Raw genomic sequence first — 19,335 nt, forward strand, 5'->3', positions numbered from 1 at the left:
GGTGCGGATCGGGTGGTCGTTCAGATCGGGGTGCGGGTCAGGTGCCGCCCCATTGGGCGGGTGGTGACCAGTCCGCTGAACGGATCGGTGGTCACCTCGATCCGGATCCCGTAGGTCTCGGTCAGGGCGTTCTCGGTGAAGACCGCGGCCGGGGTGCCGGTGGCGCGGACCCGGCCGTTGTGCAGCAGGACCACCTCGTCGGCCACGGTGGCTGCCTGGTTGAGGTCGTGCAGCACGACGCCGACGGCGACGCCGTGGTCGTCGGCGAGGTCGCGGACCAGGTCGAGGATCTCCACCTGGTAGCGCAGGTCGAGGAATGTGGTGGGCTCGTCGAGGAGCAGGACCGGGGTGTCCTGGGCCAGGCAGGTGGCCAGCCACACCCGCTGCAGCTCGCCGCCGGAGAGTTCGTCGACCGGTCGGTCCGCCATCGCGGTGACGCCGGTGACGTCCATGGCCCGGGCGATGGCGACGGGACCGTTCGGATCGTCCGCCCGCCAGCGTCCCCGGTAGGGGTGGCGCCCGTACCCCACGACGTCACGGACGGTGACCCCGCTGGGTACCGGCCGGCTCTGGGCGAGCAGGGTGACCCGACGGGCGAACTCCCTGGCCGGCAGGCTGGCCGCGGTGCCGCCGTCGGCGAGGTGAACCATGCCGGCCTCGATCGGGTGCAGCCGGGCCAGGGCGCGCAGCAGGGTGGACTTGCCGCTGCCATTGGGTCCGACGAGCGCGGTCACCGCGCCCCGGCGGAGGCTGATCGCGGCGCCGTGCACCACGGTCACCCCGTGATAACCCAGGCGGAGGTCGACGCCCGACAGGCTGTGCTCTCCGGTGGCCGACGCCAAGTCCTTCTGCATGAGGTTAGGCTAACCTAACCCGCAGATGGCGTGTCAAGACGGGTCCGGACCTGCCGGGATTCGTGCCGCGCACCGCGGCATCGACATCGCTGAGCCGGTGTGGAATGGCAGATCGGTGGGTGGCAACCAGAAATGGCGGGGTCGCTGACACTGACGACGGCCGATCTGGTGGCTACGGTCGTGGATGCCGACGTTTCCCGACCACCGAGGAGTGACCGTATGACCCCCTCGCCGTCCCGGCTCTTCTCGGAGATAGCGACCGCGGAACGACCGGCCGAGACCAGGGTGCTCATGCGGCGGGCGGTGGTGCTGGGCGGCAGCATCGCCGGGCTCATGGCGGCCCGGGTGCTGAGTGACCACGCCGACGAAGTGCTGATCATCGAACGGGATACGTCCGATGTGGACAGCGGCCCGCGACCCGGCGTGCCGCAGGGCAGCCAGGTGCACGCGCTGCTGCCCTCCGGTCAGATCCAGTTGGAACGCTGGTTTCCGGGCATCGTCGACGAGGCGCTCGCCCTCGGCGCCCCACCGCCACCGAGGGATCCGAGCGCGGCAAAGATCTTCGTGAACGGCGTGCTGGGGCTGCCGCCGGCACCGTCCGGCACCGGCCCGATGCTGATCACCACGCGCCCGTTCCTGGAGGCGCTGGTCCGGCGGCGGACCCTCGCCATCGACAACATCCGAATCGTGTACGGCCGCGCGGACAACCTGGTCTTCGCCGACCGGCGCGTCACCGGCGCCCGGTACGTGCCGGACGGCCGGACCGAGCCGATCGTCGAACCGGCGGACCTCGTGGTCGACGCGATGGGCCGGTCCAGCCGGCTCAGCAACTGGCTGGCCGACAACGGGTGGCCGCGCCCGCCGATGCAGCGGATGCCGATCAAACTCAACTACGCGACCGCGCTCTACAAGCAGGACCCGGCGGTCAGCGACGCCTGGGTGGTGGTCTACCACACCATGGCCGGCAAGGGCCGATCCGCCCGGATCGGTGGGATCAACTCGGTCGAGGGAGACCGTTGGATCATGCTGGTCGCCGGCTACGACCAGGACCGGCCCAGCCGCGACGTCGCCGACTTCACCGCCCGCTGCCGCCAGCACTATCCGCAGATGTTCGGCGACATCGCCGAGCGTGGCGAGATGCTCGGCCTGGTGGTCACGTACCACCAGGCCGACAGCCGACGCCGGGACCTCCACCGGCTCGACCGGATGCCCGCCGGACTGGTCGCGGCCGGAGACGCGATCGCGTCCTTCAACCCGGTGTACGGCCAGGGCATGACCTCCGCGATGCTGCACGCCTCCTGCCTGTCGGCGTACCTGCGCTCCGACCCGAAGCTGCACGAGGAACCGGCGCGGGCGTACTTCGACAAGGTGCGGGTGGTCGTCGACGCCGCCTGGCAGATCTCCACCTCGGCCGACATCGAGCTTCCACACGTCGACGGCCCGTACCCACCCGGGTACAAGGTCACGAAGTGGTTCGGTGACCTGGTCTTCCGGACGTCGCTGACCGATCCGGTGCTCAGCGCCCGGCTGGGCCGGGTCACCACCATGCTCGACCATCCGGTGACCCTGAGCCGGCCCGGCACCCTGCTCCGGGCGCTCCGGCTCGGCCTGTTCCGGAGCCAGTCCGCCGCCGGACCGGCGCACACCCCCTAGTCCTGTCCGGCCCGTGGCCGATGACCATGAGCGGGTTGCCGGCGGCCCGATGCACGGGTTGGGGGATGCTAGGTCCGTGCAGATCACGATCCTCGGCCCGCTCGCCGTCAACGGCCAGCCGGTCCGGGGGGAGCGGCTCGCTGCGGTGGTCCGCGCGCTCGTCGACGCGCGTGGGCGGGCGGTCTCCACCACGCTGCTCGTGGACGCCGTGTGGGACGGCACGCCACCCGACGACGCGACCGGCGCCGTCCAGGCTCTCGTGTCCCGGGTACGCCGCCTCGGGCTGCCCGTGGTCGCCGTGCCCGGGGGATACCGCCTGCCCGTCGAGGAGATCTCCGTCGACGCGGTCGAGGTACGGGCGCTCGTCGAGCGGGGGCGTGCCGCACTCCGTACCGGTGACGTCCCTGGCGCCCGCAACTCGGCCGACCAGGCCCGTGCGCTGTTCCCCGAGGTCCCGGAACTCGTCACCGCCGAGGAGACGCGCCTGTTCGCCGACGTCGCCGCGCTGCGCGCACAGGCCGCACTCGCCGGTGCGGGGCCGTTCGACGAGGCGGACCTGCGCCGGCTCGTCGCGCGTACCCCGCCGGACGAGCCGTCGGCGGCCCTGCTCGTCCGGGTGCTCGCCGCCCAGGGCCGGGACGCGGACGCGCTGGAGGTGGTCGAGCGACTTCGCGCCGAACTGGCCGACCGGTACGGCACCGATCCGTCGCCCGTGATCACACAGGTGCACCTGGCGCTGCTGCGCGGCGAACTCACCACCCCGGCCGTCGTGGCGCTACCCCGGCCACCGGCACGGATCACCCTGCCCGCCGCGTGGCGCCGGCCGTTAACCGCCCTCGTCGGCCGGGAGCGGGACGTCGAGACAGTGGGCGGAGCGCTGACGGAGGCGCCGCTGGTGACGATCGTGGCGACCGGCGGCGCGGGCAAGACCCGGCTCGCCGCCGAGGTGGCGCGGCGCGCGACGGCGGCCGGGCGGCCGGTACGGGTGATCGAACTCGCCGGCCTGCGCTCGCCCGACGAGGTGCTGCCCACGGTGCTCACGGCACTCGGCGGAGCGGACACCTCGGCGACCGGCGGCAACCTGGGCCTCGAACGGCGGGTGCTCAGCCCCGAGGAACGGTTGCGCGCCGTGGCGCCGGACCTCGACGGGCTGGTCGTGCTGGACAACTGCGAGCATGTTCTCGACGCGGTGGCCACCGTCGTCGCGGACCTGATCGCGGTGATCCCGCCGGAGGTCGCGGTCCTCGCGACGAGCCGGGCCCCGCTGGGCCTGGCCGGCGAACTGGTCCACCGCCTGACCGTGCTGCCCGACGCCGACGCGCTCGGGCTGATCGAGGCCCGGGCGAGGGCCGGTGGCGCGGTGCCGACCTGGGACACCGAACGGGCGCTCGCGCTGTGCCACCGGCTCGACAACCTGCCCCTGGCTCTCGAACTGGCCGCCGCGCGACTGCGGCACATGCCGATCGACGACGTGCTCGCCGGGCTGACCGACCGGTTCGCGCTGCTCGACGACGCGTTGCGGGGCCTGCCGGAACGGCACGCGAGCCTGTGGGCGATGGTCGACTGGAGCCGGGAACTGCTCGCGCCCGACGACCGCGAGCTGCTCCAGCGGATCGCAGTCATCCCCGGGGCGTTCACCGCGGACCTCGCCGCCGCGGTCGCGCGGACCCCGCACGTACGACGGGGCCTGGCGACGCTCGTCGAACAGTCCCTGCTGACCCTGGTCGAGGGCGACGGTCAACCCCGCTACCGGATGCTCGAAACCGTCCGTGAGTACGGCGAGGCCCGGCTCGACGCGGCCGGTGACCGGGAACCGGCCATGGCCGGCCTGGTCGGCTGGGCCCGGGAGCAGGCCGTCGCGTTCGCCGACCGGTTCGTCGGGCCCGGCCAGATCGAGGCGCTCGCCCGCTGCGCCGCCGAGCAGGACAACCTGGTCGCCGGCCTGCGCTGGGCGCTCGGGCACGACGACGAGCCAGCCGCGGTCGACGTCGCCACCGCGCTGCTCCACGTCTGGACGGTGCGCGGCCTGCACCTCGAGGTCGTCGGGTGGGCACGCGGCCTGTTGCACGTCGCGGACCCCGACAGACGGCGACGCTCGGCGATCCTGCGCGGCCGGGCCGCCGGCCACCCAACGCCCAACGCCGACCGGCTCGCCTGGACGTGCCTGCTGATCGGCGTCAACGCCGGTATCAGCGGCGAGCTCCGGCTCGCCGTCCTCGCCCGGCGGGCCCTCCGGATCGTCCTCGCCGAGCGGCCCGACGAGGTGTCGCCCCGGCTGACCGCGCTCGCGTCGGCGCTGCCGGGCTTCGACGCGTCCGACCCGGAGGAGAGCATGAAGGCCGCCGCCGAGATGATCGCGCACCCGGACCCGTACGTGCAGGGGCTCGGACTCTTCGCCCGCGCGGCGGTACGCGAGAACGGCGGCATGCCCGAGGCGTCGATCGTCGACGCCGAGCAGGCGTACCGCCGCTTCGAGGTGGCCGGTGACCACTGGGGCATGGCGATGGCGGCAGGTGCCGTCGGGCAGTTCCTGATCCCGCGCAAGGACGCCGGCTCGGCCGAGTGGCTGGCGCGCAGCATCCGGCACATGGAACTGGTCGGTGCGGCGCAGGACGCCCGGTCGATCCGGGTACGGCTGGACGTGCAGCTCGCACTGACCGGCGACCCGGAAGCCGAGCGGCGGCTGGGCGAGACGGCGACGCCGGGCGAGGCCGAGGAGATGGACGCCGCGCTGGCGCGCCTCGGGCTGGCCCACCTCGCATGGCAACGCGAGCGGTACGACGAGGCGCTCGCCCACGCCGACGGGGTGACCCGGAGCCTGGCCGGGTGGGCCGGCGCGCCACCGCAGCCGCGCGTCATGCTCCGGGTCGCGGTGGCGGTCCTCCACCTGCGGATGGCCCAGGTGCGACCTGTCCCGGGGAAGGACGCCGACGCCACCGCGGCCGCGTTGCTGACACTCGCCGGGAACGAGGCCCTGTCGACGAGGGATCTGCCGGTGATCGGGTCGTGGGCGCTCGGTGGCGCCGAACTGGCGGCGTACCGGGGCGATGTCGCGACCGTGCGGGAACTGTCCGCCCTCGGGACGCGCGTCGGCGCCCAACTCGGGTTTTTCGCCCCGCCCGGTGACGCCGAACGGCTCACTGCCGCCCTCGGGGACGAGGAGCAGCGTGAGCCGTTGCTGGCCGCGTGGCGCGAGCGGCCGGTCGCCCCGGTCATCGCCCGGATCCGCGAGCTGATGGACAGCCTGCTCGCCTAGGCTCAGATCTTCTTGCGGTACGCGCGCAGCGCCAGCGGCATGAACACCGCCACGAAGCCGGCACACCAGGCGAGCGTCCACCACACGTGCGAGCCGACCGGTGTGCCGAGGAACAGCCCGCGCACCGCGGCCACCAGGTGGGTCATCGGGTTGACGTCCACGAACGCCTGCATCCAGCCCGGCAGCGTGTCGGCGCTGACGAACACGTTGGACGCGAAGCTCAACGGCATGATCAGCGCGAACATCAGGCCCTGCACGGCGCCCGGGGTGCGCACCTTCATCGCCACGAAGACCGGCAGCCAGCTCAGGCAGAGCGCGAACAGCACCGCGAGCAGGCAGCCGGCGATCGCCCGCAGCGGGTCGGAGTCGATCCGGAAACCGAGCAGGTAACCGATCGCGAGGGTCGAGACCGTGACGATCACGTACCGGACGACGTCGCCCAGGACCGCACCGACCAGTGGCGCGGAGCGGGGGACCGGCAGCGACCGGAACCGGTCGAAGATGCCCTTGGCGATGTCGGTGTTCAGGTTGACGCCGATCGCGATGGCGCCGGTGGCGATGGTCTGCGCCAGGATGCCGGGCAGCAGGAACTGCAGGTAGTCGTGGGTGGATCCGGCGACCGCGCCGCCGAAGATGTACACGAAGATGATGAGGAACAGCACCGGTTGCAGCGTGACGTCGATGAGCGCCTCGGGCGTACGCCAGGTCTTGATGAGACTGCGTTTGGCGAGCGCCAGGGAGTGCCGGACGAGCCGGAACGGTCGTGGGTTCGGAACGGCCGTCGAGAGCACCGGACTCGTCGTGGGTGCTGCGGTGACCAGGGTGCTCATGCCGCGACCTCCTTCAGGCTAGTGGTGTCGTCCTCGGATGCCGTACGCCCGGTGAGGGTGAAGAACACCTCGTCGAGGCTCGGCAGGTGCAGGGAGAGTTCGGTGACCGCGATGCCCGCGGCGGCGAACCGCGCGACGCTCTCGGTCAGTGCCTCGTCGTTGGTGACGGGCACCGCGAGCACGCCCTTGCGGATCTCGTCGGCCTGCGCGCCGGAGCCGACCTCGGACAGGATCGCCGCGACCCGGCGCAGGTGCGCCGGGTCGGACGGCCGGACCTCGAGGGTCTGGCCGCCGACCACCCGCTTGAGCCCCTCGGGTGTGTCGTACGCGATGACCCGGCCGTGGTCGATCACCGTGATCGCGTCCGCGAGCGCGTCGGCCTCCTCCAGGTACTGCGTGGTGAGCAGGACCGTCGAGCCGTTCGTCACCAGCGACCGGACCACGTCCCACATGTCCTCGCGCTTGGCCGGGTCGAGCCCCGTGGTCGGCTCGTCCAGGAAGATCACGTCCGGCGAGCCGACCAGGCTCGCGGCCAGGTCCAGCCGTCGGCGCATACCGCCGGAGTATGTCTTGGCCTGCCGGTCGGCGGCGGTGGTCAGGTCGAACCATTCGAGCAGTTCGGCCGCCCGCCGCCGGGAGCCGTTGCGCCCCAGTTCCAGCAGCGTGCCGAACAGCTCCAGGTTCTGCCGCCCGGTCAGGTCCTCGTCGACCGAGGCGTACTGGCCGGTGAGGCCGATGGTCTGCCGCACCCGCTCGGCGTCGCGGACGACATCGAAGCCACTGATCCGGGCGGTGCCGCCGTCCGGGGCCAGGAGCGTGGAGAGGATGCGTACGGCGGTGGTCTTGCCGGCGCCGTTGGGGCCGAGCACCCCGAGCACCGTGCCCCGGGGTACGGCGAGGTCCACGCCCTGAAGCGCCCTCGTCTTCCCGAAGGTCTTGACGAGGCCCTCGGCCTCGATCACCAGGTCAGCTGTCATGTCGTACAGCGTGCGGGGGCCGCCTGACACGGCCCTGACACGCCACCGACACCGGCGCCGACACGTCGCCGAAGCCGTGGCGGCTTCGCCGCTGCGCGCCGGCGGCTCGCCACTGACCGCACCACAGCGCGCGGTCGGCGCGCCGGGGGTGTACGGGGCGGTGCGGCAGCGACGAGAATGCCGATCAACGTGAATGTCCCTCCGGCAACGGCGGCTGGGGGACGCGACGGGGGGAGGACGCGGTGACAGCAGCACAACGCCTCGGCGCGGCGGGGGTGGTCCTCGGCCTGGTCATGGCCGGGCTGAGCGGGCCCCCGGCCGGCGCGCACCAGCGTGATCACGGCTACTCGGCCGAGATCCGCCGCGCGTCCTACGGCGTCCCGCACATCACCGCCACGAGCTACGCCAACCTCGGCTTCGGGGTCGGGTACGTGCAGGCGGAGGACAACCTCTGCGTCATCGCCGAGAAGGTGGTGACGGTCAACGGCGAGCGCTCCCGCTACTTCGGCGCGACCGGCCCGACCGACGCGAACGTGCGCAGCGACCTGTTCTTCCGCAAGGCCATCGACGACCGGTCTGTGGAGCGGCTGCTCGACGGCCGCCGCGACGGCGTGCACTCGCCGTCCAACGACGTCCGCGACCAGATCCGCGGCTTCGTCGCCGGCTACAACTCCTACCTGCGCCGCACCGGCGCGTCGAGGCTCACCGACCCGGCGTGCCGGGCCAGGCCGTGGGTGCGCCCGCTGACCGAGCTGGACATCTGGCGCACCAGCTGGGCCAGCATGGTCCGGGCCGGCTCGCGGGCGATGCTCGACGGGATCGTCGCCGCCGCGCCGCCCACCGCCACCGGCCCGGCCGCCGTCCAGGACGCGCCCGGCGCGGCCGCCGTGCTCGCCGCCAGCGACGGCGCCCCCGCCGGGGTGGGCAGCAACGCGTACGGGCTGGGCGAGGCGGCGACCGCCAACCGGGGCGGCATGGTGCTGGCCAACCCGCACTTCCCGTGGGACGGCGCGGAACGCTTCTACCGGATGCACCTCAAGGTGCCCGGCCGCTACGACGTCGAGGGCGCCGCGCTGATCGGCGACCCGATCGTCGAGATCGGGCACAACCGCACCCTCGCGTGGAGCCACACCGTCTCCACGGCCCGCCGGTTCGTGTGGCACCGCCTCGCGCTGGTCCCCGGCGACCCCACCTCGTACTACGTGGACGGTAAGCCGCGGAAGATGACCACCCGCACGGTCACCGTCCAGGTCCCCGGCCCGAACGGCGACACGGTACCGGTCAGCCGAACCTTTCACGACACCCACTTCGGGCCGGTCGTGGTGGTGCCCGGCACCTTCGACTGGACCGCCGGCACCGCGTACGCCATCACCGACATCAACGCCACCAACAACCGGGCCTTCGACGGCTGGTTGCAGATGGGCCGCGCCGAGACGGTCCGCGACCTGAAGCGGGTGCTCGACCGCTACCAGTTCCTGCCCTGGGTCAACGTGATCGCCGCCGACGCCCGCGGCGAGGCGCTCTACGCCGACCATTCGGTGGTGCCCCGGGTGACCGACGCCCTCGCCGCCGCCTGCATCCCGGCGCCGTTCCAGCCGCTCTACGCCAGCAGCGGCCAGGCCGTCCTGGACGGTTCCCGGTCGTCCTGCGCGCTCGGCGCCGACCCGGACGCCGCCGTGCCCGGCATCCTCGGCCCGGCGAACCTGCCGGTCCGCTTCCGCACCGACTACGTCACCAACTCCAACGACAGCTACTGGCTGGCCAACCCGCAGGCCCCGCTGGAGGGCTACGCGCGGATCCTCGGCGACGAGGGCACTCCGCGCAGCCTGCGTACCCGTCTCGGCCTCGACCAGGTGCAGCAGCGTCTCGCCGGCACCGACGGGCTGCCGGGGCGCGGGTTCACCGCCGACCGGCTGTGGCGGACGGTCTTCGGCAACCGGGTGTACGGCGGTGAACTGGTCCGCGACGACCTGGTCGCGCTCTGCACCGCCCAGCCCACCGGCACCGCCTCGAACGGAGCGACGGTCGACCTGCGCGCAGCCTGCGCCTCCCTGGCCCGCTGGGACCTGCACGCGGACCTGGACAGTCGCGGCGCGCACCTGTTCACCGAGTTCGTCCTGGCCAACGGGCTGCGCTTCGCCGACACCTTCGCCGTCACCGACCCGGTGCGCACACCGCGTCGGCTGGACACCGCCAACCCGGCCGTGCGCACCGCGCTCGCCGACGCCGAGCAGCGCCTCGCCGGCATCCCGCTCGACGCCCGACTCGGCGACATCCAGACCGAGCCGCGCGGCGACCGGCGTATCCCGATCCACGGCGGACGCGCCGAGGCCGGCATCTTCAACATGATCGTCAACAACCGGGTGCCGGGCGTTGGCTACCCGAAGGTGGTGCACGGCTCGTCGTTCGTGATGGCCGTCGAGCTGGGCCGAAACGGGCCGTCCGGGCGGCAGATTTTGACCTACTCCCAGTCCACCAACCCGAACTCACCCTGGTACGCCGACCAGACCGCCCTCTACTCCGGCAAGGGCTGGGACACGATCAAGTACACCGAGGCGCAGATCAAGGCGGACCCGAACCTGCGCACGTACCGGGTGGGGGAGGGCCGCCACCACTGACCCGCCGGCACGCAGGCGGCCGGGCTCCCTGGCGGGGAGCCCGGCCGGTGCCGGTCATCGCCTCCGGCAGAACTGTCCGGCTCAGCGGGGGTGGGCTGCGGCGCGACAGGTACCCGAGGCGCGAACGGTTCTCCGCGCGGTGGTCCACCTGCCTCTCAGCCCGGTAGACGGCCCCGCGTGGAGACGAGGTGGTACGACATGACGGCGAACCCGGGATCGCGGACCAGCCTGCGGAACGCGTTCAGTTGGTTGGCTGACAGTCCCGACGCGAGCAGGTCCGGCTCCAGCTGGCGGGAGTTCGTCTCGTAGAGCGACGTTCCGGTCGAACCGCCGACCCAGCTCTGCGAGTGGGTGATGGTGTCGAGGTCGGTCAGACCGGCGAGGGCCATCTCGGTGTGCACGTCCTGCGCCCACCCCAGGTCGGCGCCGTGCTCCTGCAGGACACCCATCATGGTGTCCATCACCTGCGCGAAGAGCTTCGCCGCGTCGTCGCTCGGTGCGGTCAGCACCCGCAGTGGCGCGGTGCAGTCGAACTCCTCGACCACCAGCCACCCGCCGGGAGCCAGCGCGCCGGCGAGCGTGCCGAGGACCCGTCGTCGATCGGGCAGGTGCAGCAGCACCAGTCGGGCGTGGATCAGGTCGAACGCGTCCCCGGGCGGCGGTTCGGTGCGGACGTCGTGCTGGCGTACGTGCAGGTTGCCCTCGGCCACGAGGTGCGTGGGGTCGATGTCCGTGGCCAGCACGTGACCGTCCTCGCCGACCGCCCGGGCGATCCGTCGGGCCATCGAGCCCCCGCCGGCTCCGACCTCCCAGCACCTCGCCCCCAGGCGCAGCACCGGGCGGGCCAGGCGACGCATTGTGATCGGATCCAGGAAGGACTCCAGCGCCTGCATCTGTGGGACGGCGTCCGGTGCGCCGTTGTCAAAGGTGTACGCGCCATCGGTGGTAGCGGTTGCCATCGGTGTCTACCTCTCCGAGAAAGGTCGGGTGACCTACGGGGTGTCGGCCCAGAGCCGAGGGGTTGCTCGGTTGGCCGGGGGCGGCGGGGCGGCGGCGACGGTCAACATCGCCGCCAGCGGGGCCGGATCGGTACGGGCCTCGACCGTCGGTCGGTCATAGACCACCTGGCCGTACTCCAGCACCGCCACCCGATCCGCGATCTCGATCGCGTGCTGGAGCTGCTGCTCCACGAGCAGCACGGTCAACCCGTCGGCGGCCAGGCCACCGATGAGCTCGCGGACCCGCGCCGCCAGGTCGGGGGCGAGCCCCTCACACGGTTCGTCGAGCAGCAGCACCCGTGGTTGATTGAGCAGGGCACGGGCTATCGCCAGCGTCTGCTGCTCGCCGCCGGACAGCTCGCAGCCGCGGTGACGCAGCCGCACCGCCAGCCGAGGCAGCAGCTCGAGGATCCGGGCCACCGTCCAGCCCTCGCCGCCGGCGGTCGCGGCACGCCACGGCGCGGCCGCCAGGACGAGGTGCTCGGCCACGGTCAACCGGGAGAAGACCCGCCGGCCCTGCGGGACGAGACCGACCCCGGACTGAGCGATGCGGTGGGGTTGCCGGCCGGCAACCCGCACCCCGCCGATCTCGATGTGACCGCTGGATGCGCGCACCAGGCCGGCGATCGTGTGCACGAGGGTGCTCTTGCCCGCGCCGTTGCGACCCACCACGGCCTGGATGCTGCCCAAAGGCACCCGCAAGCTCACCTCGTGCAGCACGATTCCGCCGGCGTAGCCGGCGCAGAGACGCTCCACAGACAGCATCAGGACACCCCGTCGGCGTAGGCCTGCCGCACCAGCGGCGAGGTACGGATCTCGTCCGGCGTCCCGGCGGCCAACGTCCGGCCGTCGCGCAGCACGGTGACCGTGTCGGAGAGGGCGTACACCAGATCCAGTCGATGTTCGACCAGTAACACGGCGACCGCCCTGGGCAGCGCCCGGAGCAGCTCGACCAGCCGGCCGACCTCGGTGGCGGACAGCCCGGCCGCCGGTTCGTCGAGCAGAAGCAGGCGGGCGACCTGCGAGTGGCAGGAGACCGTCGCTGATCAGGGCTCGCGGGCGCCGTACACGCGCAGGATGCTGTGGCGCAGCGCTGCCACCGTCTGTGCGGTGGTCATGCGGCCAGCGGCAACTTCACCGCCGGCCGCATGACCGAGCGCGATGGTCGCGGAGACCAACCAGGCCGGGCTGAGGGTGCCGTCGAACTCGCCGGTAGCCTGGCCACGCCTGATCAGCCGCTCCAGGCGGTCGATGACCGGGGCATGCTGACGGTCGGAGTCCGCCTGGTCATTGGCGGTCACCGAGGGGTGCAGGAGCAGCGGGTACCGGTCGAACAGCCGCCAGGTGACGTCCAGCCAGCGCAGCAGCGCCTCGGTGACGGTGCCGCTGTCGACGTTGGCGGCGTCGAGGGCGGCGACGGCTTCGGCGGTGATGCGGTCGATGACCGCGGCCACCAGCAGCGGCCGGGACGGGTAGTGGGCGTACACGGTTTGGCGGGTGACGCCAGCTGCGGCGGCAACCTGTTCCACCTTCGCCGCCGGATGCCGACCGAGCACCTGGACGGCGGCGTCGAGTACGGCGGCGGCGCTGCGCTCGGCGTCCGAACGCCGTCGGCGGCGCCGACCACCTGTTATCTCTGACATGTTGTCTAATCTACCGTCCACCATTATCGTGGACACTCTGTAAAAGATAACTCGTTTTAGGGAGATCAAATGACGCCCCATGCCGATCTGACCGGCTATCTGGTCTCCTATCCGCAGGAAGCGGGGCTGGGCGACGAGGATCCGGCGACTGTGCTTGACCGCTACCACACACCGGACTATGAGCTGGTCAACGACGGCGTGCTGCTGGACCGGAAGCGGCTGCTGGATCACATCCGTCCGGCCCGCAAACGGGCAGCTGGTCTCCGTGTCGAGGTGGAGCAGGCGCTGGTGGACGGCGACCAGGTAGCCGCCCGGTACCGGCTCATCGCGGAGCTGCGTAAGGGCGGCACCATCACCACGGAGATCTACATGTTCGGGGAGTTGGCTGCTGACGGTCGGCTGCGCCGGGCCATCCAAGCCACCCGGACGGTGCCATCCGAATAGTTCCACAGGTACGTCAAGCGCCGCCTCGACGCTTGACGACCTCGGTGAGGTTCATGCCCGCTCAAATGGGGCTCTGGCTTACCGGGCGTTGAGGTGCCCGCAGGTGTTCCGGGTGGTGACGCAGCGGGTGCGTAGGCGCTGGTTGTTCGGGTTGCGGAAGCCGTAGGCGTCGCCGGCAACGGTTTTGATCACTCGGTTGGTGCCTTTGGAGCCGGCGTTGGTGATGCCGGCGTGCAGGAACGCGAGATTCTGCGGCCACCACACTTCGACGGTGGTGGCGAGGCGCTCGAGCTCGGGCACGTCGGCTCGGCGCAACGGCGGTAGAACCGATACAACAGTCGGCAGATCTGTTCGCGGTCGGTGTGGGTGCGAGCGGTGGCGAGCAGGTCGTGGAGGCGGCCGTTGCCCGCGCACTCCAGCAGGGCCGTGGTCTCCTTGGCGGGCATGGTCCGCAGATCGTCGTAGTCGAACTCGACCGCGTCGTCCCGCGTCGGGCTGCCCCGCAGGCCGGTGCCGAACAGACGCAACCGCCACGTGTCGACATCCACTCGTGGGTGCTGGTGTGGTTGCGGACGAAGAACCGGTCGGTCGGGACCACGTGGCCCTGCCCAGTTATGGCCTCCCACCGGATCTCGGCGTTGCCGTCGCGATAGGTGAGCAGGCCCGGGGGGAGCGGCTTGACGATCGCCGCACCAGCGCTCGGCGGGTCGGGCGCCTCTCCCGGCGGGAGGGAGGCTGGCACGGGGCATCATCACGTTCACGCAGGGTCCGGTCGCCGCGAGTGATGTCATCGTCGCGCTGTCGGGCGGTGGTTCGTTCGGTGCCGCCCAGAAGTGGCATGACCTGTTCGCCGTCGGAACGGAGCAGCCGCGCGTCGGTGACATCAACGGCGACGGTAGGGACGACATCGTGACGTTCACCTGCAACGCTGACGCCGATGTCTACGCGGCCGTCTCCACCGGGACGGGCTTCGCCGGGACCACGGTCAAGTGGAACGACTTCTTCTGCCTGGCGGGCGAGTTCCCCTACCTCGGCGACGCCAACGGCGACGGCATGGACGACATCATCGTCTTCACCAAGGGCGCCACGAACGACGTCCACGTGGGGCTCTCCACCGGCACCGGCTTCCTCGGCGCCACCAAGTGGCACGACTACTTCGGCCTCAACGGCGAAACGACCCTGTGAGCACCCCCGACAGGAGTCACGCCATGTTCCGGCATTCGCGTACCCCCGCGCGTCGCGCCCTGGTCGCGCTTCTCACCCTGGCCGCGGCGGTCCTGGCCGCCGTGGTGGCGCCGCCCTCGCCCGCGTTCGCCGCACCGACTTTCAAGGCGCCGTTCCCCTGCGGGCAACGGTGGACGTACGACCACCACAGCGCCGAGGTCCGACAGGCGCTGGACTTCGTCCGCGCCGACGGCGGCACCACCGGAGGCACTCCGCAGGTCGCCTCCGCCGCCGGCGTGGCCCGGCACTACTCGCAACCCAGTGGGGCCGGCAACTACATCGTCATCGATCACGGTGGCGGGTGGACCACCTACCACTTCCACCTCAGCGCCTACTCAGTGCCCAACGGCGCGTACGTGCAGCAGGCCCAGCAGATCGGCATCACGGGCAGCACGGGAAACTCCTCCGGCCCGCACGTCCACTACGAGCAGCTCTACAACGGCGTCGGGCAGACGATCGTCATCAACGGCGTCTCGCTCGCCCCCTACCCGGCTCAGTACAACCAGAAGTACCTGGTCAGTGACAACTGCGGCGGGTCGTCCGGCGGCCGGTACCTGGCCGGCTCGCCGACGGACTTCACCGGCGACGGCCGCGACGACATCGTCGCGTTCACCCGGGGATCGCTCAACGACGTGTACGTGTCGGCCTCCACGGGATCCTCGTTCGCCGGGACGTCGGTGAAGTGGAACGACTTCTTCGGACTGAACGACGAGACGCTGCTGTCCGGGGACTTCAACGGCGACGGGCGCGACGACGTCGTGGCGTTCACCCACGGCTCGCTGGCCGACGTGTACGTGGCGCTGTCGAGCGGGTCGTCGTTCGCGGGCGCCACGAAGTGGCACGACTGGTTCGCGCCGAACGCCGAGGTCGCCGCGGTGGGGGACGTCAACGGCGACGGCCGCGAGGACATCGTCGCCTTCACCCACGACGGCGCCGGGGACGTGTACGTGGCGCTGTCCACCGGGTCGTCGTTCACCGGCACGGCGCTGAAGTGGCACGAGTACTTCTCGATCGCCGGCGAGTATCCGGCCCTGGGTGACGTCGACGGCGACGGCAGGGACGACATCATCACCTTCACCCAGGGACCGGCCACGGCGGCGGACGTCATCGTCGCCCTCTCCACGGGCAGTTCCTTCGGCGCCGCCCAGACGTGGCACGACCTGTTCGCCGTCGGGACGGAACAGCCGCGCGTCGGGGACATCAACGGTGACGGCCGCGACGACATCGTGACGCTCACCTGCAACGCCGACGCGGACGTCTACGCGGCCGTCTCCACCGGCACCTCGTTCGTCGGCACCACGGTGAAGTGGAACGACTTCTTCTGCCTGGCCGGCGAGTTCCCCTACCTCGGCGACTACGACGGCGACGGCAAGGACGACGTCATCGCCTTCACCAGGGGCAGCCTCAACGACGTCTACGTCGGCCTCTCGACCGGCAGCGCCTTCCAGGGCGGCGTCAAGTGGCACGACTTCTTCGGCCTGCCCAACGAGACGACCCTCTGACCCGCCCGTACGCGGCCTCCGGCTCGTAGTTCCCCCCTGTCACCGGACCAAGGAGGTTCCGATGTCCAACCTTCCCGCGTCCTCGCCGATCAGCCGGCGGCGGCTGATGGAGAACACCGCCGCGGACCGGGAGGCGGAGCTGCTTCTTCTCGACGGCTCCCGGCGGCACATCATCGACGGCCTGATCTTCAGTCCCGTGCGTATCTGCAGAGACGAGGTGCTGGCCCGGACCGTCGACAGCCCGCTGGTTCTCATCGGCGAGGGCGTCCACGACGTGTCGCACGACCACATCGCCATTGACAACGTCGCCGCGAGTCACGCGGCGATCCAGCATCTGGTCGAGATCGGGCGCCGCCGGATAGCGTTCATCGGAGCTGGCGACGACGGCGACCGGCAGTCGGCGCACCTGCGGATGCGCGGTTACCGCGAGGCCCTGGCCGCGGCCGGCCTGCCGTACCGCCCGCGGCTGGTCGCCCCCACCCACGAGTTCGGCCGACATGACGGCAGGAAGGCCATGCGTGACCTGCTCGCCCTCGGCGAACTCCCGGACGCGGTGTTCGGCTACAACGATCTGGTCGCCATCGGCGCGCTTCGGGCGTTGACCGAGGCCGGATACCGGGTGCCGGAGGACGTCGCGGTGATCGGCATCGACGACGTCGAGGAGGGACGGTTCAGCACCCCGACCCTCACCACCATCGCGCCGGACAAGGAGGCGATCGGCCGTCTCGCGGTACGCCGCCTCGTCGCCCGGATCGAGGGTACGGAGGTCACGGCGCCGCTGACCGTGCAGACGCCGCTCCGGCTGGTCCGCCGGGAAAGCACGAATCCCCGTGTGGCAGTCGCCGACCGGCCGGACAGGTAGCAGGTGTGACGGCGATCGAGAGGCAGTCATGACCCGGCAGGGCGAGGAGGAAACCCGGGTGCTCTCGCCGTATCGGTCCGCTATCGTCCGCCGAATGGATCTTCAAATCGTGACGGTCGCGCAGCGGCCCGACCTCGCACCGCTGCTGGACGACTTCGACGGCGCCTGGCCGGAGTTCATGCAATGGGATCCGATGGCTTCGCTGTACTACGCGGTGGCCAACGAGCTGTACCCGGAGTACGTCCTGCTCGCCATCGACCCCACCGAGCCGGGCCGGGCGGTGGCGCGGGCCTACAGCGTGCCGCTGGCCTGGACCGAGGAGCGGCTGCCACCGGGCGGATGGGACCGGATGGTGCAGCGTGCGACGATCAACCGCCTCGCCGGCACGCCGACGAACATCGTCTCCGCGTTGGAGATCTGCGTCCGCCCCGAGGCCCGCGGCCGGGGCCTGTCCGCTCGGATGCTCGACGCGATGCGCGAGAACGCCCGCCGGCTCGGTCATGACACTCTCGTCGCGCCGGTACGCCCCAGCGGCAAGCACGCGGTTCCCGACGAGCCGATGGACCGGTATGCCGTCCGCGTCCGCGACGACGGCCTGCCGGAGGACCCCTGGTTGCGGACGCACGTCCGTGCTGGCGGGGTGATCGACTCCGTGGCGCCACGCTCGATGACCATCCCGGGCACGTTGCAGGAGTGGCGGCGCTGGACCGGCCTGCCCTTCGATCGCACCGGCCCGGTGCGCGTGCCGGGTGCGCTCGTCCCGGTCTGGTGCGACGTCGAGCACAACCACGGCGTCTACGTCGAACCGAACGTGTGGGTCCGCCACCAACTCTGACCTGCGCTCCGCATGCATCGGAGCGGCCGGCCCCGGTGGCGATCCATAGCGCTGGCGGTACGACCCAGAGAGGATGTCCTGTCAGATCCATTGATTTCAATATGATGACCGCATCGTGATTCAGGTGCGCTCACGAGGCGTGCCGCCCTGATGCGGAGGAATGCATGGCTCGTTGGCGTACCCTCACCGGCCTCTTGGCCACCGTGTTGGCCGCGGTGACCGCGGGCAGTCTCACTCTCTCGGCACCGTCGGCCGCGGCCGACGTCATTCCGACGCCCAACGTCGTCGGTGGTACCCGGGCCGCCCAGGGCGAGTTCCCCTTCATGGTCCGGCTCTCGATGGGGTGCGGCGGGGCCCTGTACAGCTCGCGGCTGGTGCTCACCGCGGCGCACTGCGTGGGCGCCACCGGTACCAACACCAGCATCACCGCGACGCTCGGGGTGGTCGACCTCCAGTCGTCCAGCCGGATCACCGTCCGGTCGAACTACGTCTACCGGGCTCCCGGCTACAACGGCAGCGGCAGGGACTGGGCGCTGATCCGGCTGGCCACCCCCGTCACCGGGCTGAGCACGTTGAAGATCGCGAACACGACCGCGTACGACAACGGCACCTTCACCGTCGCCGGCTGGGGCGCCGCTCGCGAGGGCGGCTCGCAGCAGCGGTACCTGCTCAAGGCGACCGTCCCGTTCGTCAGCGACTCCACCTGCAACTCCTACTACGGAGGCGAGATCATCCCCGCGCAGGAGATCTGCGCCGGCTACGCCAGCGGTGGCGTGGACACCTGCCAGGGGGACTCGGGCGGCCCGATGTTCCGCCGCGACGCCAGCAACGCCTGGGTTCAGGTCGGCATCGTCAGCTGGGGCAACGGCTGCGCCCGGCCCAACTATCCGGGTGTCTACACCCAGGTGAGCTACTTCGCCTCGACGATCGCCTCCGCCGCCGCGAGCCTCGGCGGCTGACCGTACGCCCGATCGGGCGGCCCGGCCGGCGACGGCCGGGCCGCCCGCATGCGAGCGCCGGCCTTGAATGAGCCACCACGATCGACGCGGCGCGGGCCACCGTCAGGGTCAGTCGCGCGTGAGCCCTGGCGGGAGGGCGTCGTCGTCGGGTCCGACAGGGCGGGCGTTCACCAGCGGGTTGCGGTGCAGCGCGGTGATCAGGGCCGCATCGCCGCCGATGTCGGTCCAGGTGTCGTCCCAGAGGGCGGAGACGAGCCAGGAGTGATCCGCGGGAAAGAACAGGTCGGGCAGCGATCCTTCGCCGCGCATGTGGCCGGTCCGCCAGGTCAGGGCCTGTCGGGGGCCGGCCTCGACGAGCAGATAGCGCCAGTCCCAGTAGAGGGACACCATCGGAGCGAGCGGGAAGACGATGTCGTGTGCGCCGGTGTCGAGATAGCCCAGCCACCAGGGCTGGTCGGCGGTCTGCTCGGCGAGTTCGTCGACCACCGCGCGTTCGTGGGCTGCGAGCGCGACACCATCAGGCGGGTAAAAGGTGGCGTAGGCGTCGAACACCGGAGGGATCGCTGTGGTGATCGAGACACCGTGCGTGGTTCGGCCAGCGAGCCAGGCGACGTTGCTGGCCGTACCGATCCGCCAGCGTCGCCCGTCCTTGGTGACGTCCATCAGCCCATCCAAGCCGA

The 19,335-nt window shown here is 71.4% G+C and carries 18 protein-coding genes and 1 pseudogene; 9 read left to right on the forward strand and 10 right to left on the reverse strand.

All coding sequences use genetic code 11. From position 1 onward, the window contains the following. Positions 1-20: 20 nt before the first annotated feature. Positions 21-854 (reverse strand): ABC transporter ATP-binding protein, encoded by an 834-nt coding sequence (locus BUS84_RS04735; RefSeq protein WP_074309055.1) that lies wholly within the window; start codon positions 852-854, stop codon positions 21-23. Positions 855-1,073: 219 nt separating this feature from the next. Between BUS84_RS04735 and BUS84_RS04740 the strand changes: the two genes are divergently transcribed. Next, on the forward strand, positions 1,074-2,507 hold the full coding sequence (locus BUS84_RS04740) for an FAD-dependent oxidoreductase (protein WP_208869523.1): 1,434 nt from the start codon (positions 1,074-1,076) through the stop codon (positions 2,505-2,507). 76 nt (positions 2,508-2,583) lie between these two features. Then, positions 2,584-5,763: an ATP-binding protein gene (locus BUS84_RS04745; RefSeq protein WP_074309057.1), complete on the forward strand. Its 3,180-nt coding sequence runs from the start codon at positions 2,584-2,586 to the stop codon at positions 5,761-5,763. A gap of 2 nt (positions 5,764-5,765) precedes the next feature. On the opposite strand, the gene BUS84_RS04750 is transcribed toward BUS84_RS04745, so the two are convergent. After that, entirely contained in the window at positions 5,766-6,593 is an 828-nt protein-coding gene (locus tag BUS84_RS04750) for an ABC transporter permease (protein ID WP_074309058.1), read from the reverse strand. Next, positions 6,590-7,570: an ATP-binding cassette domain-containing protein gene (locus tag BUS84_RS04755; RefSeq protein WP_074309060.1), complete on the reverse strand. Its 981-nt coding sequence runs from the start codon at positions 7,568-7,570 to the stop codon at positions 6,590-6,592. The genes BUS84_RS04750 and BUS84_RS04755 overlap by 4 nt, the downstream gene beginning before the upstream one ends. Positions 7,571-7,863: 293 nt before the next feature. Between BUS84_RS04755 and BUS84_RS04760 the strand changes: the two genes are divergently transcribed. Continuing rightward, positions 7,864-10,188, forward strand: a complete 2,325-nt coding sequence (locus tag BUS84_RS04760) for an acylase (RefSeq protein ID WP_074312087.1) — start codon at positions 7,864-7,866, stop codon at positions 10,186-10,188. A 155-nt stretch (positions 10,189-10,343) separates the two neighbouring features. Here the strand turns inward: BUS84_RS04760 and BUS84_RS04765 are convergent, their stop codons facing one another. The 4 genes from BUS84_RS04765 to BUS84_RS04780 form a co-directional block, all read right to left on the reverse strand. Beyond that, positions 10,344-11,147: a class I SAM-dependent methyltransferase gene (locus BUS84_RS04765; protein WP_074309062.1), complete on the reverse strand. Its 804-nt coding sequence runs from the start codon at positions 11,145-11,147 to the stop codon at positions 10,344-10,346. Positions 11,148-11,180: 33 nt separating this feature from the next. After that, the gene (locus tag BUS84_RS04770) at positions 11,181-11,951 is read right to left on the reverse strand and encodes an ABC transporter ATP-binding protein (protein WP_074309064.1); all 771 of its coding nucleotides are present in this window, start codon (positions 11,949-11,951) and stop codon (positions 11,181-11,183) included. Continuing rightward, positions 11,951-12,103, reverse strand: a complete 153-nt coding sequence (locus BUS84_RS39575) for an ABC transporter ATP-binding protein C-terminal domain-containing protein (RefSeq protein ID WP_244298380.1) — start codon at positions 12,101-12,103, stop codon at positions 11,951-11,953. The genes BUS84_RS04770 and BUS84_RS39575 overlap by 1 nt, the downstream gene beginning before the upstream one ends. A 129-nt stretch (positions 12,104-12,232) precedes the next feature. Next, the gene (locus BUS84_RS04780; protein ID WP_208869524.1) at positions 12,233-12,829 is read right to left on the reverse strand and encodes a TetR/AcrR family transcriptional regulator; all 597 of its coding nucleotides are present in this window, start codon (positions 12,827-12,829) and stop codon (positions 12,233-12,235) included. A 69-nt stretch (positions 12,830-12,898) separates the two neighbouring features. Between BUS84_RS04780 and BUS84_RS04785 the strand changes: the two genes are divergently transcribed. Continuing rightward, positions 12,899-13,273, forward strand: a complete 375-nt coding sequence (locus tag BUS84_RS04785; RefSeq protein ID WP_074309068.1) for a nuclear transport factor 2 family protein — start codon at positions 12,899-12,901, stop codon at positions 13,271-13,273. Positions 13,274-13,351: 78 nt separating this feature from the next. Here the strand turns inward: BUS84_RS04785 and BUS84_RS39580 are convergent, their stop codons facing one another. Continuing rightward, positions 13,352-13,573, reverse strand: coding sequence for a transposase (locus BUS84_RS39580; RefSeq protein WP_167627010.1), 222 nt, complete (start codon positions 13,571-13,573; stop codon positions 13,352-13,354). Positions 13,574-13,722: 149 nt separating this feature from the next. Continuing rightward, positions 13,723-14,181, reverse strand: a pseudogene (locus BUS84_RS39585) (hypothetical protein); the annotation flags it as partial. 1 nt (position 14,182) lies between these two features. Between BUS84_RS39585 and BUS84_RS39590 the strand changes: the two are divergent. From BUS84_RS39590 to BUS84_RS04820, 5 genes are all read left to right on the forward strand, one after another. Next, complete coding sequence (locus BUS84_RS39590) at positions 14,183-14,458, forward strand: hypothetical protein (protein WP_084757207.1); 276 nt, start codon at positions 14,183-14,185, stop codon at positions 14,456-14,458. 23 nt (positions 14,459-14,481) lie between these two features. After that, on the forward strand, positions 14,482-15,999 hold the full coding sequence (locus BUS84_RS04805) for a VCBS repeat domain-containing M23 family metallopeptidase (RefSeq protein WP_084757209.1): 1,518 nt from the start codon (positions 14,482-14,484) through the stop codon (positions 15,997-15,999). A 61-nt stretch (positions 16,000-16,060) separates the two neighbouring features. Continuing rightward, a complete protein-coding gene (locus BUS84_RS04810) occupies positions 16,061-16,861 on the forward strand; it encodes a LacI family DNA-binding transcriptional regulator (RefSeq protein WP_074309070.1) in 801 nt (266 codons plus the stop codon). A 94-nt stretch (positions 16,862-16,955) separates the two neighbouring features. After that, a complete protein-coding gene (locus BUS84_RS04815) occupies positions 16,956-17,696 on the forward strand; it encodes an N-acetyltransferase (RefSeq protein WP_074312091.1) in 741 nt (246 codons plus the stop codon). A 164-nt stretch (positions 17,697-17,860) separates the two neighbouring features. Continuing rightward, positions 17,861-18,655, forward strand: a complete 795-nt coding sequence (locus BUS84_RS04820) for a S1 family peptidase (RefSeq protein WP_074309071.1) — start codon at positions 17,861-17,863, stop codon at positions 18,653-18,655. Between the two features lie 108 nt (positions 18,656-18,763). On the opposite strand, the gene BUS84_RS38945 is transcribed toward BUS84_RS04820, so the two are convergent. Further along, complete coding sequence (locus BUS84_RS38945) at positions 18,764-19,318, reverse strand: hypothetical protein (RefSeq protein ID WP_208869525.1); 555 nt, start codon at positions 19,316-19,318, stop codon at positions 18,764-18,766. Between the last annotated feature and the right edge of the window lie 17 nt (positions 19,319-19,335).

The organism is Micromonospora cremea (assembly GCF_900143515.1).
GTDB classification, from domain to species: Bacteria; Actinomycetota; Actinomycetes; order Mycobacteriales; family Micromonosporaceae; genus Micromonospora; species Micromonospora cremea.